The organism is Flavobacterium sp., assembly GCF_044348915.1.
Taxonomy (GTDB): domain Bacteria; phylum Bacteroidota; class Bacteroidia; order Flavobacteriales; family Flavobacteriaceae; genus Flavobacterium.
Map to the genome: position 1 here is coordinate 98,217 of NZ_JBIKRX010000001.1, position 16,020 is coordinate 114,236.

Genomic DNA, 16,020 nt, shown 5'->3' on the forward strand with positions numbered 1-16,020 from the left:
CACTAATATATTGTTTTCAATCCAATTTGTAATCGGAGAAACATAGTTTTAAGCATTAGCAAATAGTTTTCGGTTCGATAAGAATTAAGTATTTCAAAATTAACTCTTGTCGATAGCGCCTTGTGTTCTTCCTTGTTTTTGTTGAGTTGGTATGCTTTTTTTAAAATTTTATACGAGGAGGAACTATTTCTGTTGTGTTTGGTATATAAAGTGGATTGTAAAGAATCTGCGAGTATTCGTTTTTGCACTAAAATTGCATCAATAAATTCAATATTGTAATTTCTTGAAGCACGAATCCAATAGTCTAAATCTTCATAGGATAATGAGGTGTCGTAACCATTTAGGCTATCAAAAATGGTTTTATTATACATTCCTGAAACAGAGCAAATGGTGGTGTTTATATCAATAATGTTTCTATAAATGTCGCCAGAAGGTATTTTGTTTTTTGTTTTTAGGTCTAAATTTACCTCAAAATAATAAGCACTATGGTTGCCATCTTCTGTAATCAATTCAGCATTTCCATAGACAATCGCAAGTTTTTTATAACTGCTATTTTTGAAAGAATTTAGCTGTAATTCAATGCAATTTGGTGCTAAACGATCGTCGGCGGCCAAATCGATAAAAAATTCTCCTTTGGCATAATTTAAAGCATTGGTAACAGATTTTGTTAAACCAAGATTAGTGGTGTTTTTTATAAAGGTAATTTCAGGAAGATTTTTTAAATATTGCTCAATTACATCATTTGAATGGTCTGTACTGTAATCATCAACTACTATTAGTTGTATGTTTTTATAGGTTTGGTCTAGCACTGATTGAATGCTTTCGCAAACAAATTTTTGGTGATTATAACAAGAACAAATTACAGTTACCAAAGGTGAATCTTGCATTCGTATTTAATTTAATATATTTGGGTCTAAATTAAACAAAAAAATAGTGATAAACCCAAACCGACATATTAAAATAGCTCTAGTTGGGGATAGTTTGTCTAAAGGAGGTGCAGAGAAAGTACACGCCCTGCTTTCTAATTATTTCTTTCAAAATAGTTTTGAAGTACACAATTGTATTTTAATTGATGCTGTTACTTATGAATATTCAGGAAGTTTATTAAATCTTGGAAAAATTAAAGCAAATTCTAGTTCAGTTGTTCGAAAATTTTACCGATTTAGGGCTTTGCAAAAGTGGATTTCTACCAATAATTTCGACTGTTTAATCGATTTCAGGATGCGACCAAGTTTTGTATTGGAATCTGTGTTATCTCGGATTATCTATCCAATAAATGCAATTTACACCGTTCATAGTGGTTTCTTGAGATTTTATTTTCCTAAAAGTAGTATTCTTGCCCAATTCATTTATAAAAACAGGAAGGTTATTACAGTCTCTCAGGGTATCAAAAATAAGGTCCAAGAAACCTATCATTTGAAGTCAGTAAAAACTATTTTTAACCCTCTAGATTTAGACTCAATAGCAGTTTTAAAAGAAGAAAAAATTTCCGTGGGTAAATATATTTTGATTGTTGGTAGTATGGATTCGCCTATAAAACAAATAGATCAACTTATTTTAGCGTATTCTAAATCAGAATTGCCAAAAAATAAAGTGCAATTAATAATTTTAGGTGAAGGCAAATTGAAAATATCCTATCAAGAATTTGTTGAAAGTTTAGATTTGGCAGATTTAATTTTGTTTAAAGGAATGGTAATCAATCCATTCCCGTTCTACAGAAATGCTCTTTTTTATGTCCTTTCTAGTAAAAATGAGGGTTTACCCAATGTGATTTTAGAATCCTTAGCGTGTAAAACTCCTGTTGTAGCTTTTGATTGTTTTTCTGGTCCAAGAGAAATAATTACCAACCATTATAATGGAATTTTAGTTGAAGATCAGAATTTTGAAAAGCTTACCGAAGCAATGAACCTGATGATTTCGGATACAGAATTTTATTTTAATTGCAAAAAAAATGCTTTAGAAAGCGTTCAAAGATTTTCAATAGAAGCGATTGGCCGTCATTGGTTGGAAGTAATAAAAGTCTAAATTTATTTTGAAAAACTTGAAAATTGAATTCCTCTTTTTTGAAAAAATAGTTTCAGTTTTGAAATAATTACTAGCACAAAAAAAGGTAATTCTAGCAAAATCCTTTGTTTGAGATTCAATCCTGATATTTTGGGATCTAGGCTAATCCCTTTTTTTACAATGCTGAAATGGACTAAATCATTTTCTTTTTTGTAATTATTGGCAAACATGTATCTATTAATGTCTAGGTACTTTTTTAAATTTTTATTGCCAATTGCAAGTGGTTCATAGGAATCTAAATCAGGAATTTTTTTCCCTTTCAATCCTTTATTGGTAATTCTGTTTGGGTCTAATTTTATACCTTGGACTAAAATTTCGCTTGAATAGGCAAGTTTAAAATTTAAATTTGCTCGAATATTAAAGTCGACATCCTCACTGTAGGTTATTGTTTCGTCATAAAATCCAATAGTTTCAAAAACTCTTTTGTGAACACACAAGCTAGAAGGACAATAAATAGGTTGTTGTAAATTGACCTCGAAAAAATCGCCAATAATACCATCTTTTTGCTTCCTTTTTATATTTGAAGTTGTAGTTATCGTTTTGTCTTTTTCATAAATTTCTTCATAATTTGTGGCAAAAAGTGACGCTTCAGTATAATTAGTAATTAAGGAATGTAATTTTTTGAGGTAGTCAGGTTTCCATAAATCATCGGCATCGAGAAAAGCTAAATATTCTGAAGCAGCATTTTTTATTCCGGTATTCCTAGATGCTGATAATCCTCGGTTTTCCTTATGATAAATTAGTGTAACTGTGTCAGACAGATATGGGGTAACTTTTTTTACGCTTTTATCTGTTGAGCCATCTTCAATAATTAGGATTTCAAAATTTTGAAAACCTTGATTAAGCACACTTTTTAATGTGTTTTCAATGTGATTTTCTTTGTTGAAAAGCGGGATAATGACTGAGAAAAATGGCATTGCTTAATTTTTTAAGATAAAATCAAAAACTGAGTTCCAATCCTGCAATTGATTTTTTGCTTCAAATATAGCTTTGTTTCCTTGATATTGAATAGTGTTGTTCACAAAACTTGTTATCAATTTCGCTAATTCGTTTGGGTTTTCAACATCAAAAAAAGAAACTTTTTTGTACTCTCCAATGGATTCTTTTGCATAAGGAAGATTGGCCAACAAAATAGGCTTGTCAAACCCTTTCGCTTCGGTTATTGGTAATCCCCAAGTTTCAATTTTGGAGGGAAATAGTAAACAATCCATTTTGTTATAATAGCCAAAAACTTCAGCACGGCTAATTTTTCCAGTGAAATTAAAAACGTTTAAATTGTATTTTCTAACTAAGTATTTCGAATAATTATTGTCGTTTTCAGAAAATGTTAAGTGTATTTCGATTTTATTTTTTATCGAATCGGGCAATAGTTTTACCGCTTCAGCAATTACCTCAAAGTTTTTAAAACTTCTTGGAAAGCTAGGGTAGAAAAAATGAATTTTATTGCTGTCAAGTTGTATTTCTACACTTTTTTTTTCGACAACATTTTCAGGAATTGTAACGACAACATTCTTCAATTTAAACAGGTTTTCAAATTCTTTTTTTATCCAATGTTGTTGCACAAAAACGGCCTCATTTTTTCGAATATTTATTCTGTACAAATATTTATAAAGTCTTGAAAACAAGCCGATTTTAAAATTAAATTTCCAATCTTTAATCGTCGGTTTAAAAAATATTGTTGGGTGGTGGCAATATACAAAACGCTTTTTTGCTACAACATTTGGGCTGATATCGTGTAAGGACAACCAAGCATCTGGTTTGATTTTTTTTGAAAGTGTATTGAAATATAAATATTCATAGTACAAACGTAAAAACCAAGATTTTTTTGATCTTGGAAACTCAATATATTCTATGTTTGGATAATTGAATTTTGATTTATCGTTGACTAATGCAATTATTTTGATTTTTTCTTTTTCAGAAAAAACAGAAATTTTTTGCAAGCAGTTGTCCAAGATAGTAAAAATACCTCCTTCGACCATATTAATGCCTGAAATGACAATTGTTTTCTGTTTCAATGACAAAGTATTGAATTACACCGTTTTTTGAACCACTTCAAAAAGGCTAGCATCCTCACATTTCAAAGTTTTCGAAGGGAATTTCATCAATAAGGCATAATCGTGAGTCGCCATAATGATTGTTTTACCAGCTGCGTTTATTTTTTTCAAAACTTCAAGTACTTCAACGCTAGTTTGTGGATCCAAATTTCCTGTTGGTTCATCGGCAAGAATTATTTCCGGATTATTAAGCAAAGCACGAGCAATCGCAACACGTTGTTGTTCACCTCCAGAGAGTTGATGTGGCATTTTATCTACATATTCCTTTACACCAACTTTTTCTAGGACCTCGTCAATTTTGTTTTGTATCTCGGTCTCGTCAGTCCAACCAGTTGCTTTCAAAACGAAATGCAAATTAGCTTTCACGTTACGATCGGGTAACAATTGGAAATCTTGAAACACAAAACCTATTTTTCTTCTTAAAAACGGAATATCATCTTCTTTTAAAGTAACCAAATCAAAATCCATAATGTTGCCTTCGCCTTCAGCAAGAGCTAAATCAGCATAAAGTGTCTTCATAAAACTACTTTTTCCAGTTCCCGTTTTTCCGATGATATAGATAAATTCTCCTTGTTTTACTTCAAGATTTACGTTAGATAAAATGGTTCTTCCTCCTTGAACTATGGTTACATTTTTTAAAGACAATACAGATTGTGACATAAGGCAATTTATTTTATTTGGTAAAAGTAACAAGATAACGTTTGTATTCAAAATAAATTCTTTCCTAATCCAAAAGATTTCAGATATTCAATTTTTCGTATTGCAAATTGTTAAAAAAGATGTTTATAATAAATCCCGAAAGCAAACCGTTATACACAGCAGAATACAATACATTTGAAGACTTAACAAATATCCAATGCAAAATAAATTAAGGTTCTTATTGCTCTATTTTTTTATAGGTATTTCTATCCTTTCAGCGCAAAAATCAGCGATTTACACTTACGAATCGAAAGATTTTGACAAAGCTCTTTCCTTGTATAATCAGCAGCAGTATGCATCGGCTCAGCTTATTTTCGAAAAGCTAAAGTCGGCTACAGCCAATGAAGAACTCAAGTCAGACTGTTCGTACTATATTGCAAATTGCGCCATTCGAACCGATCAACCCAATGCTGATTTGCTGATGGAACGGTTTGTGTCGGATTATCCTACGAGTAGAAAACAAAATCAAGCCTATATTGAAGTTGCTCAATATTATTTTAAGCAAGGCAGTTATCCTCAAGCATTGGAATGGTTTGAAAAAGTCGATGAAACTAGTTTGAGTTACAAAGAACAAGACCAATACAATTTTCAAAAAGGCTACAGTTTTTTTAGTTCAAAAAACAAAAAAGAAGCTACGAAATATTTGAATAAAGTTGCTAATTCTCAGGAATACGGTTCACAAGCCAAGTATTATTTGGGCTTTATGGCTTATGAAGGGGACGATTACAAGCAGGCAACTAAGTATTTTGATGAAGTTTCAGGAGAAGAAAAGTACAAGGAAAAATTGTCATATTATCAAGCCGATATGAATTTCAAATTGGGGAATTTCCAAAAAGCAATTGATTTGGGGTTGAAAGCAATGGACAAATCAAATGCACTGGAAAAATCAGAATTGAATAAAATTATTGGCGAAAGTTATTTCAATTTGAAGCAATACGACAAAGCCATTCCTTATTTGGCATTGTACAAAGGCAAAAAAGGGAAGTGGAACAACACCGATTTTTACCAATTGGGTTATGCTTATTATAAACAAAAGGATTATGAAAATGCTATTTCGCAATTCAATAAGATCATCGAAGGAAGAGATTTTGTCGCTCAAAACGCGTACTACCATTTAGGTGAAAGTTATTTGAATTTAGACAAAAAACCGCAGGCTTTGAACGCTTTCAAAAACGCTTCTGAAATGGAATTTGACATTGCTATTCAGGAAGATGCAAATTTGAATTATGCTAAATTAAGCTACGAAATCGGAAATCCGTATCAAAGTACTCCCGTCGTTTTGATGGATTTTACCAAAAAATATCCAAACAATGCTAATAATACCGAGATTGAGAAACTGTTAATCGATTCCTATATTTCATCTCGAAATTACAAAGAAGCCTTAGTTTTATTGGAGAAAAATAGATCGCCAGAAAATAAATTGGCGTATCAAAAAGTGACTTTTTACAGGGGATTAGAACTCTTTACCGATGGAAATTATCAAGAAGCATCCACTCAACTCGAAAAATCTTTGCAGCAGCAAAAGGATGCTAAGTTCACCGCTCGTGCCACTTTCTGGAAAGGAGAAACCGAGTACGTTTTGAATGATTTCAAAAATGCTGTTTTGACTTATAAACAATTTCAAGGTTTCACTCAAGCGAAGGAATCCCCAGAATACAAAAACAGCAATTATAATGTTGCGTATTCTTATTTCAAATTGAAAGAGTACGATCAGGCAGGTAATTTTTTTCAAAACCAGATAGATAATGTCAAAGACGATAAAGTGCGTTTGAATGATTCCTATTTGCGTTTGGCCGATTGCCGTTTTGTAACTTCGAAATATACTGCTGCATTGGAAGCGTATAATAAGGTAATCGAGTTGAAAAGCGCTGATGCTGATTATGCCTATTTCCAAAAAGCTCTTTGCTACGGATTTATTACCAAAAACGACAAGAAAATCGAAGAACTCAACTCTTTTTTGCAATTGTATCCAAAATCGGAATACCGAGACGATGCCTTTTTCGAACTCGGAAATACTTATGTTGCCCAAAATAAACAAGACCTTGCGATAAAAACATACGATAAATTGAATGCCGAATTCAAAAACGGTTCTTTTACTGCCAAAGCGATTTTGCGCCAAGGATTAGTATATTATAATGCTGACAAAGATGAGCAAGCTTTGGTGAAGTTTAAGAAAGTCGCTGCTGATTTCCCAAAAACTCCTGAAGCACTTGAGGCAGTTTCCACAGCAAGATTGATTTATGTCGATAACGGAAAAGTAGATGAATATGCCACTTGGGTTCGTACTTTGGATTTCGTTGCTGTAACCGATGCCGAATTGGACAATGATACTTACGAAGCTGCCGAAAAACAATTTCTGCAAAACAATACCAAGCAAGCCATTTCAGGATTTGTTAGTTATGTAACTAAATTTCCAAATGGAGTTCACGCTTTGAAAGCTAATTTTTACCTAGCGCAATCCTACTTTTCGGATGGACAAGAGACTAAATCGATTCCGAATTATGAATACGTTATTGCGCAAGCAAGAACCGAATTTACAGAACAATCTTTGGCGCGATTGGCGCAAATTTATTTGAAAAATGATGATAAAACGAAAGCGATTGCTGTTTTGACTCGATTAGAAAGCGAAGCCGATTTTCCGCAAAACAAAACTTTTGCCCAAGCCAATCTGATGAAATCCTATTATGAAATCAAGGATTATCCCAATTCAGTTCTATATGCCGACAAAGTTTTGGCCAACCCAAAAACGGATGCGAATGTAAAAAGTGATGCCCAAATTGTTATTGCTCGTGCTGCGGTTCAGACTGGAGATGAAGCCAAAGCTCGTGCGGCTTACGCCAAATTGCAAACTACTGCCCAAGGAGAATTGGCCGCCGAAGCCTTGTATTACGAAGCTTATTTCAAAAACAAAGATGGGAAATTCGAAGCGTCGAATGTTGTGGTTCAAAAATTAGCTAAAAATTATTCCAGTTATAAATTTTATGGAGCTAAAGGTTTGATAGTGATGGCGAAAAATTTCTATGGATTGAAAGACAGTTTTCAAGCAACCTATATTTTGGATAGTGTAATTAAGAACTTTACCGATTTTCCAGAGGTTGTTTCTGAAGCGGAAACTGAATTAAATACAATCAAAACCGAAGAGGCCAAAACAAATTCATCCGTAACTAATTAAATGTAAAAATCCGTTGAAATCCGTGTCTTTGCTTTAGCAAATCTGCGTTTATCTGCGTTCCAAATAACAAATTATGAAAATCAATTTCAAAAATATAATTGCCTTTATCTTAGTATTAATTGTTCAGGTTTTATTTGCCCAAAAAAAAGATCCTAAAAAGGACGAAAACATTGGGACAGAAGTCGTGAATGTCGTAAAACCATACACGCCAACCATTTCGGATGCTTTCAAGGTAAATGAAACTCCAATACTTGATGATGCGGAAAACACCAAAAAAGAAATTATTAAATACAATATTTTCTCTTTTCCGGTAGCTTCGACTTTTACACCTTCTAAAGGAAAAGCTGAAGGAGTCGAAAAGGAAAAGCAAGCCCGTATTTACAACAATTATGCCACTTTTGGAGCCGGGAATTATGGCAAAATAAATGCTGAGTTATTTGTAAATCAAGAACTGAATAACACCAATTATTTGGGCGGAATGTTTCGTCATCTTTCCTCTCAAGGCGGAATAAAAGAGGTTGAATTGGATGATTATTTTTATGACACTTCTATTGATTTGACGTACGGTGTTCGCGAAAAAGACTTGTCTTGGAATGTCGATTTGGGATATCAAAACCAAATTTACAATTGGTACGGTTTGCCAGCGGAATTTGGGAGCACTTTAATTCCAAATGACAGAGTGAACTTAATCAACGGAATCAATCCAAATCACAGTTACAATAATCTTTATTTAGGAGGTAAGATAGCGCTTGAGGATAGTGTTTTAAAGGAGGCGATTGCCAAATTTAACCATTTTTCAGATAATTATGGTTCAGCCGAAAACAGATTTTATGCAAAGCCTTCTTTTGAATTCGATATTATTGACCAAAGGATTAAAACCAACTTAATTGTAGATTATCTCGGTGGAACTTTCGAAAATAATTATGGAAAAACCAATTTAGAACCTATAAAATATGGCTTTACCAATTTTGGAATTGCACCTAGTTTTGTGATGAATGAAGATGATTGGACGATTAATATTGGTTTAGGTCTGTTCTATAGTTTGGGTGTGGAAAACAGTAGTAATAAATTTTATGTTTATCCGCAAATCAATGCTTCCTACAAAGTAGTGGGTGATTTGATGATTTTCTACGCTGGTGCAGAAGGGAATTTAAACCAAAATACCTATTCAGATTTTGTAAATGCAAATCCTTATTTGTCGCCAACATTAGACATCAAGCCAACGGATAAACAATATGATGCTTTTGCAGGTTTGAAAGGGAAGTTGACTAATACCATAAGTTATAATCTTCGCGCTTCTTATGTAGCCGAAAAAGATAAAGCCTTGTTCAAAAGCAATGATTATACGGTGAATAATACCAATGAAGATTATGCTTTTGGGAATTCTTTAAAAGTGGTTTACGATGATGTGAAAACCATTAGTTTTTATGGAGAATTGAAAGCAGATATTTCAGAAGATGTGGCTTTTGGTATAGACGGAACTTTTAGTAGTTACACCACCGATTTTCAAAAAGAAGCCTGGAATTTACCTGCCTTAAAATTAAATGCCAAAATTGATTGCAATATCACTGAGAAATGGTATGCCGGTGCCAATCTGTTTTTTGTTGGTGAGCGTAAAGACCAACAGTTTTATTTAACATCTTTGTTTTTGCCAAATCCTGATTTCACCAATACTTTAGATTCTTATTTTGATATCAATGCGTATTTAGGATACCAATACAATAACCAATTATCGGCTTTTGTAAGAGCCAATAATATCGCCAATCAAGCCTATCAAAAATGGTTGAATTACCCAGTTCAGGGATTTCAAGTGGTTTTGGGAGCGAATTATAAATTTGATTTCTAAAAGAGATTAACCGCAAAGGCACAAAGGCGCAAGGTTTTTTGTAGTTTTAATTAACAGCAAAAATATTTTTTTTCTTCGTGACTTTGCGTCTTTGCGGTAAAAAAAAACAATGCAAATTCAAAATTATCCATCAATTTTATATTTTCTTTGCGTCTTAGCGACTTAGTGGTAAAAAAAATGACTTTCAAACAAAAAACACATCAGTATTACCAGCAATTGGTTCAAGATCGAGAAGATGCTTTTCGCGATATGATCTCGGCTTTGACAGAAGACTCTAAGAACGATGCCAAAGGTTCAGCCGGTGACAAACACGAAACCGCTTTGTCGATGATGCACATAGAGCAAGAGAAACTCAATCGTAAATTGAAAGAAGTCTTGGCTCAAAAAGCTATTTTAGACAAAATTGACCCGACCACAATTGCCAAAACGATTATTGTGGGGAGTTTGGTCAAAGCCAATGGAATTTTTCTTTATTTGAGCGCTGCACTTCCTAAAATTGCTATTGAAGGAATCAATGTTATTGCCCTTTCTCCACAATCACCCTTGGGGAATAAACTGATGGGAAATGAAGTGGGATTTTCGTTTGAGATTAATGGAACGAAGTATTTGATTGAGAGTATAGAGTAAAAATCCGCCTTAATCCACGATGCTTGCATCCGTCCCGATAGCTATCGGGACCCGCGTTCCTTTCTGCTAAATTTCCGTATTATTTTCGCATTCAGCTTAAATGTTAAATCGACATCTTCTTTCACAAAAAACTATTGAAATCATTAAAATAAAACATCATTCCCTAATAAAACTTTCGTATTTTTGCCGACTTAAAAGTTAGACTTTAAAACGAAATGAAATTATGAGCAAAACAATGACAGTCGACATCTTGTCGAGTATTAAAGGAGCACAGCCTTCGGAGTCCGTGAACCAATTATTTGAAGTAATAAAAAATGCTGTTCCATCAAATAATAATGCTGCCAATACTGTCAATTCGAATTGTGTGTCTGTAAATGATTTAAGAGAAGATGTTGTTGTGGAAAGCTCGGCTATAGAGCGAGAACTCATCATTGAAAACTTCCCGAACAAGAAAAATGGTTTTTTAGTAGTTGCTAAAGTGATAGAAGGATAAAAATGGAATCTCAAATAAAAAAGATACACCAACAATTGGTGTCTAAACAAATATCTTGTACAGCCTTAGTGCAAGAAAAATTAGAATTACTAAAACAAAATACCTACAACTCTGTCAATGCTGTTTTGGATACTTTAGCGCTAGATTTAGCGGCCAAAGTAGATACTAAAATTGCAAACGGTGAAACAATAGGTTTGCTGGAAGGAATTCCTTTTGGGATTAAAGATGTATATATGTTGCAAGGAACTTACACTACAGCAAGTTCTGATTTGTTGAAGAATTACAAATCGCCTTACACGGCAACTGCCATTCAAAAATTATTGGATGCGGGTGCTATTCCCTTGGTAAAAGAAAACTGCGATAGTTTTGGTCACGGTTCTTCGAGTGAAAACACGATTTTTGGTGCGGTAAAAAATGCTATTAATCCTGAATTGGTTGCTGGAGGTTCAAGCGGAGGTTCGGCTGTTAACGTTGCAAAAGATTGCACAGTATTTTCTATTGGTGGAGATACAGGAGGTTCGATTCGTCAGCCAGCGGGATACAATCATATTTACGGTTTCAAACCCACTTACGGAAGAATTTCTCGATATGGATTGATGGCTTATGCATCTTCTACGGATTGTGTTGGTCCATTGGCAAAATCAACTGAAGATATTCGAATTGTGTTGAATGTAATGAGTGGGAAAGATCCAAAAGATCAAACTTCCATCCTTTCATCAGAAATCAGTGAAGAGGCAATTGCAAGTTCTAATGTAAAAACCATTGGTTATTTTAAAAACTTTATCGAAAGTGATGCGATTGATGCTCAAGTCAAAGCTGATTTCTTGGCCAGTATCGAAAAGATAAAAGCCAAAGGCATAGCTGTGAAAGAATTAGACTTTTTCAAATCGGATATTTTAGTTTCGACCTATTATACCTTGGCAATGGCAGAAACCGCTTCGAATTTATCTCGTTTGGACGGGACGAATTACGGAAACCGAATCGAAGCGGAAAATTTAATAGAAACCTATGCGGTGACTCGTTCTGAAAATTTTTCAGAAGAAACGAAACGCAGAATTGTTGGTGGAAACCAAGTATTGTCTCAAGGTTTCTCCGATGAAATATATTTAAAAGGATTGGCTGTAAGAGATCAGATTTCGGAGAATTTTAGTAAAGATTTTCAAGAAGTGGATATCGTTTTATCGCCAGTGACACCTAGTACGCCGCCTAAAATTGGAGACAGTTTGAAAGATCCTTTGGCGATGTATTTGTCGGATGCTTATACCGTTGGTTTTAGTTTGGGACAATTACCTACTTTGACCGTGCCACAAGGGACTAGCACAGGATTGCAGATTACTGCAGCAAAAAATAATGATGAATTAGTATTGCAATTTGCAAACTTTTTAAAAGATACACTATAATGGAATTGGAACAATTAACTGCGGCATTAAAAGCCCACGATTTAGAATTGGTTATCGGACTAGAAACTCACGTTCGATTGAATACCAAAACCAAGTTGTTTTGTTGTTGTCCCAACCAAGAAACGGAAACTCCCAACGTACATATATGTTCTGTTTGCACAGGACAAATGGGCGTTTTGCCTGCATTGAATAAAGAGGCAATTAACAAAGCGATTCTTTTTGGGAAAGCGGTAGATTCGTCATTTAGCAATGAAGTGATTTCTTGGGATAGAAAGCATTACGAGTATCCAGACAACCCAAAGAACATCCAAATCACTCAATTTCACAATCCGATTATTCCTGACGGACACGTTTCTTGTTACCGAAATGACGGTACACAATTTACGGTGAATTTGACTCAGGTGCATATCGAAGAAGATGCCGCCAAATTGATGCACGAAAAGAAAATTTCCTTAGTCGATTTTAACAAAGCGGGTGTGCCACTGATTGAAATTGTTACGGAACCTTGTATTCGAAATATTGAAGATGCTTCAACTTATGCGCAATACATTCAGCGTATTGTTCAAAACCTTGGAATCTCTGAAGCGAATTTAGAAAAAGGAGAATTCAAATCGGATGTTTCGGTGTCTTTGCGTAAAAAACATAGCTACGAATTGAATCCAAGAACTGAAATCAAAAACTTGAACTCGTTTAAGTTTATGGTCGAGGCTTTAAAGGAAGAAGTAGAGAAGCAATTCAATTATTATATTGAGCATAAAGAATTCAGACCAGATCAAACAACCGTGTTATGGGATGCTGATTTAAAGCAAACCAAAACAATGCGTAAAAAGGAATTTGAGGCAGATTACCGTTTTATTTCGGAACCGGATTTGCCTTTTGTAAATATTAAAGCGGAGATTGAAGCAATCAAAGTCGATACAAGCGCTTTGCCTTATGCAGTGGAATCTGTTTTGATTAACGGAGGCGTTTTGCCACAAGATGCTAAGTTTTTTACGGCAGATAAATTGCGTTCGCAAACCTTTGTAGAAATCAATAACGAAATCAAAGATCCTTCTTTTGTTGCTAAAACTTTGGCAAATAATATAAAGGCAGAGGATTACGCGAAAATAAATAGCATTGCTCATCTAACGGATATTTTTAAACTTTTTAAAGCGGAGAAAATCACGGCGGTTTTAGTTCAAAATGGAATCACAGGTTATTTGAAAGATAGAGAGTTTGATTACAACAAGTATTTTGAAGACAATACAATCTCTGAAAATACCATTCAGGAAGTAATTGCTACTGTGCTATCAGAAAATGAGGCCGTTGCTAATGATATCAAAGCAGGAGATCAAGGAAAAGCTGGTATTTTAGTGGGTAAAGTTTTAGCGATTATCGGAAAAGGAGCCAATGGAAAAGTAATCCGTCAAACGATTATTGATACCTTAGGAGCTGCGGCTATTTCGGATAAAAAGAAATCTTTTGAAAAAACCGAAACTGAATCTGTAGCCGAAAACAAAGAAACGCAAGAAGAGACACTTCCTGAAATTCCTATTATAATTAAGGACACCTATCGAACGCATAAAATTTCACAATTATCAGAAGAAAACATCCAAGAAGAAGTGATGTTGTCGGGTTGGATCGCGAGCGTTCGTGACCACGGTGAATTAATGTTTATTGATTTAAGGGATTCAAGTTACGAGATTTTTCAAGTTCGAATCAGCAGAGAATCATTTCCTAACATTGATGAGTTAGTGAAGCTGAAACCAGAATCTGTAATTTCGGTTAAAGGTATTGTGGTTGGTCGTAATGAAGATGATTTTAATACAGGACTTAGAACGGGTACTATAGAATTGGAAACTTCGGTTTTAGAAATTTTAAATTTATCCAAAACCCTGCCTTTTGAAATCAAAAGAGCGGCAAAAACGAACGAAGCAATGCGTTTTCAATACAAGTTCTTAGATCATAGAAATGAAGAAGTACGACGCGCGATTGTCAATCGTCATAAAGTAATTAAATTATTGCGAGACATTCTTGATGAAGAAGAATTTTTAGAAATTGAAACTCCAATTCTTAGTGCAGGAACCGATGAAGGAGCACGTGAATTTATTGTTCCAACACGCAAGCAAGCTGGGTTCTTTTATACCTTGCCACAAGCGCCGCAACAGTTCAAACAGATGTTGATGGTAAGCGGTTACGAAAAATATTTCCAAGTAGCACGTTGTTTTAGAGATGAAGATTCTCGTGGAGATCGTCAGCCCGAATTTACACAGTTGGATATGGAAATGGCTTACGCCAGTATGCAGCAAATTATCGATTTGAACACCAAATTGTTTAATGAAGTGGTAAAAAAAGTATATGGCAACAAGTGGATTTTACGTCCGTTTGAAGTGATTACATACAAAGACGCTATGGATTTCTACGGTTGCGACAGACCTGATTTGCGTTACGGTTTGAAAATGCAAGACATTACCGACATTGTAAAAGATACCACTTTCCAAGTATTTAGTAAACCGATCGAAGAAGGCGGAATTGTAAAATGCATCAAGGTTTCGGCTAAAGAGCAAGGCAATAAACGGATGTCTAAAGGTCAGATCGAAAACCTTACGGCTATTGCCCAACAGCACGGTTTAGGTGGATTGGCTTATATTATTGTAAATGAAGATGAGCTGCAATCACCAATTATTAAGTTTTTAGGTGAAGATATTGCTGCGGGAATTATAAAAGCAACAGAGGCACAGGTTGGGGATATTGTATTCTTTTCGGCTGCAGATTACGCCACTGCCAATAAAGCTTTGGATGCTGTTCGTCAAGAAATGGGTAGAATATTGCACTTAATTAATCCGAAGGAGTTATGTCCAGCCTGGGTTGTCGATTTTCCGATGTTCGAAAGAACCGATGAAGGAAGATGGACGTTTACCCACAATCCATTCTCGATGCCTGCGATTTATGATTTAAAAAAGCATATGAAGGGCGATGATAACGAAATCGGAAGTATCATAGCACAACAATACGATATTATCTTAAACGGCTATGAAATTGGTGGAGGATCGGTTCGTGCGCACAAATCAGAGATTCTGGAAGCGACGTATAGAAATATGGGTTACAACAAAGAAGAAATGATCAAAAGCGTCGGAACGATGTACAAAGCTTTTCAATACGGCGCACCGCCACACGGAGGAATTGCCTGGGGAATAGATCGTCTGATGATGATCTTGGAGAAAAAAGCCTCTATTCGTGAAGTAATGGCTTTCCCGAAAACCGGAACTAGCGAAGATTTATTATTCGGAGCGCCATCGCTTTTATCAGATAAAAAGGTAGAAGAAATGAATGTGAGGATTATGAAAAAATAATCTTTCAATTGCAATTACAATATCAATTTCAATGAGCAATTAGAGAATAATTGAAATTGTTTCAGTTTTCAAATTTCCAAAGTAGGCATTTCGGTGTTTATTTTGGAAATTTTTGTTTTCAGGACGTTTTATTTATTGATTTTTTTTGACTTGTTACTATAGATTTTTGCAATTGCAATTGTCATTGAAATTGAATTTCGACATTGCTATTTAGTCATTCCTTAAAAACAAATTAACAATCTGATTGTTAATAACTTATGATAAAATAATATTAAAAAAGGCTCTGTTAAATTGCCAAAAAGTGTATATTTCGGTATAAAAAAGTGGCAATAT

At 34.4% G+C, this 16,020-nt stretch carries 11 protein-coding genes; 7 read left to right on the forward strand and 4 right to left on the reverse strand.

Annotation, left to right across the window (positions count from 1 at the left end):
• Positions 1-2: 2 nt before the first annotated feature.
• Positions 3-887: a glycosyltransferase family 2 protein gene (locus ACIQ1E_RS00485; RefSeq protein ID WP_396167715.1), complete on the reverse strand. Its 885-nt coding sequence runs from the start codon at positions 885-887 to the stop codon at positions 3-5.
• Positions 888-933: 46 nt separating this feature from the next.
• Here ACIQ1E_RS00485 and ACIQ1E_RS00490 point away from each other — a divergent pair, with 46 nt between their 5' ends.
• Complete coding sequence (locus ACIQ1E_RS00490; protein WP_396167717.1) at positions 934-2,025, forward strand: glycosyltransferase; 1,092 nt, start codon at positions 934-936, stop codon at positions 2,023-2,025.
• A gap of 2 nt (positions 2,026-2,027) precedes the next feature.
• On the opposite strand, the gene ACIQ1E_RS00495 is transcribed toward ACIQ1E_RS00490, so the two are convergent.
• From ACIQ1E_RS00495 to ACIQ1E_RS00505, 3 genes are read right to left on the reverse strand one after another with little or no spacing between them, the layout of a single operon-like run.
• A complete protein-coding gene (locus ACIQ1E_RS00495; RefSeq protein WP_396167719.1) occupies positions 2,028-2,981 on the reverse strand; it encodes a glycosyltransferase family 2 protein in 954 nt (317 codons plus the stop codon).
• 3 nt (positions 2,982-2,984) lie between these two features.
• Positions 2,985-4,079, reverse strand: a complete 1,095-nt coding sequence (locus ACIQ1E_RS00500; RefSeq protein WP_396167722.1) for a glycosyltransferase — start codon at positions 4,077-4,079, stop codon at positions 2,985-2,987.
• 15 nt (positions 4,080-4,094) lie between these two features.
• On the reverse strand, positions 4,095-4,778 hold the full coding sequence (locus ACIQ1E_RS00505) for a cell division ATP-binding protein FtsE (protein WP_396167723.1): 684 nt from the start codon (positions 4,776-4,778) through the stop codon (positions 4,095-4,097).
• 196 nt (positions 4,779-4,974) lie between these two features.
• On the opposite strand from ACIQ1E_RS00505, the gene ACIQ1E_RS00510 reads away from it, so the two are divergent.
• The 6 genes from ACIQ1E_RS00510 to gatB/aspS all read left to right on the forward strand — a co-directional run bounded on the left by ACIQ1E_RS00510 (position 4,975) and on the right by gatB/aspS (position 15,687).
• A complete protein-coding gene (locus tag ACIQ1E_RS00510) occupies positions 4,975-7,989 on the forward strand; it encodes a tetratricopeptide repeat protein (protein WP_396167725.1) in 3,015 nt (1,004 codons plus the stop codon).
• A 73-nt stretch (positions 7,990-8,062) separates the two neighbouring features.
• Complete coding sequence (locus ACIQ1E_RS00515) at positions 8,063-9,835, forward strand: TonB-dependent receptor (RefSeq protein WP_396167727.1); 1,773 nt, start codon at positions 8,063-8,065, stop codon at positions 9,833-9,835.
• Positions 9,836-10,012: 177 nt separating this feature from the next.
• On the forward strand, positions 10,013-10,462 hold the full coding sequence (locus tag ACIQ1E_RS00520; RefSeq protein ID WP_396167728.1) for a hypothetical protein: 450 nt from the start codon (positions 10,013-10,015) through the stop codon (positions 10,460-10,462).
• A 223-nt stretch (positions 10,463-10,685) separates the two neighbouring features.
• A complete protein-coding gene (locus ACIQ1E_RS00525; protein WP_396167730.1) occupies positions 10,686-10,955 on the forward strand; it encodes an aspartyl/glutamyl-tRNA amidotransferase subunit C in 270 nt (89 codons plus the stop codon).
• Between the two features lie 2 nt (positions 10,956-10,957).
• Entirely contained in the window at positions 10,958-12,355 is a 1,398-nt protein-coding gene (locus ACIQ1E_RS00530; protein ID WP_396167732.1) for an amidase, read from the forward strand.
• Entirely contained in the window at positions 12,355-15,687 is a 3,333-nt protein-coding gene (gatB/aspS, locus tag ACIQ1E_RS00535; RefSeq protein ID WP_396167733.1) for a bifunctional amidotransferase subunit GatB/aspartate--tRNA ligase AspS, read from the forward strand. The genes ACIQ1E_RS00530 and gatB/aspS overlap by 1 nt, the downstream gene beginning before the upstream one ends.
• Positions 15,688-16,020 lie beyond the last annotated feature (333 nt).

What these genes read in the sequence shown, in the direction of transcription:
- ACIQ1E_RS00505 (WP_396167723.1), bottom strand. Translation starts at nt 4,778, where the DNA reads ATGTCACAATCTGTATTGTCTTTAAAAAATGTAACCATAGTTCAAGGA.
- ACIQ1E_RS00485 (WP_396167715.1), bottom strand. Translation starts at nt 887, where the DNA reads ATGCAAGATTCACCTTTGGTAACTGTAATTTGTTCTTGTTATAATCAC.
- ACIQ1E_RS00510 (WP_396167725.1), top strand. Translation starts at nt 4,975, where the DNA reads ATGCAAAATAAATTAAGGTTCTTATTGCTCTATTTTTTTATAGGTATT.
- ACIQ1E_RS00515 (WP_396167727.1), top strand. Translation starts at nt 8,063, where the DNA reads ATGAAAATCAATTTCAAAAATATAATTGCCTTTATCTTAGTATTAATT.
- ACIQ1E_RS00520 (WP_396167728.1), top strand. Translation starts at nt 10,013, where the DNA reads ATGACTTTCAAACAAAAAACACATCAGTATTACCAGCAATTGGTTCAA.
- ACIQ1E_RS00525 (WP_396167730.1), top strand. Translation starts at nt 10,686, where the DNA reads ATGAGCAAAACAATGACAGTCGACATCTTGTCGAGTATTAAAGGAGCA.
- gatB/aspS (WP_396167733.1), top strand. Translation starts at nt 12,355, where the DNA reads ATGGAATTGGAACAATTAACTGCGGCATTAAAAGCCCACGATTTAGAA.
- ACIQ1E_RS00530 (WP_396167732.1), top strand. Translation starts at nt 10,958, where the DNA reads ATGGAATCTCAAATAAAAAAGATACACCAACAATTGGTGTCTAAACAA.
- ACIQ1E_RS00495 (WP_396167719.1), bottom strand. Translation starts at nt 2,981, where the DNA reads ATGCCATTTTTCTCAGTCATTATCCCGCTTTTCAACAAAGAAAATCAC.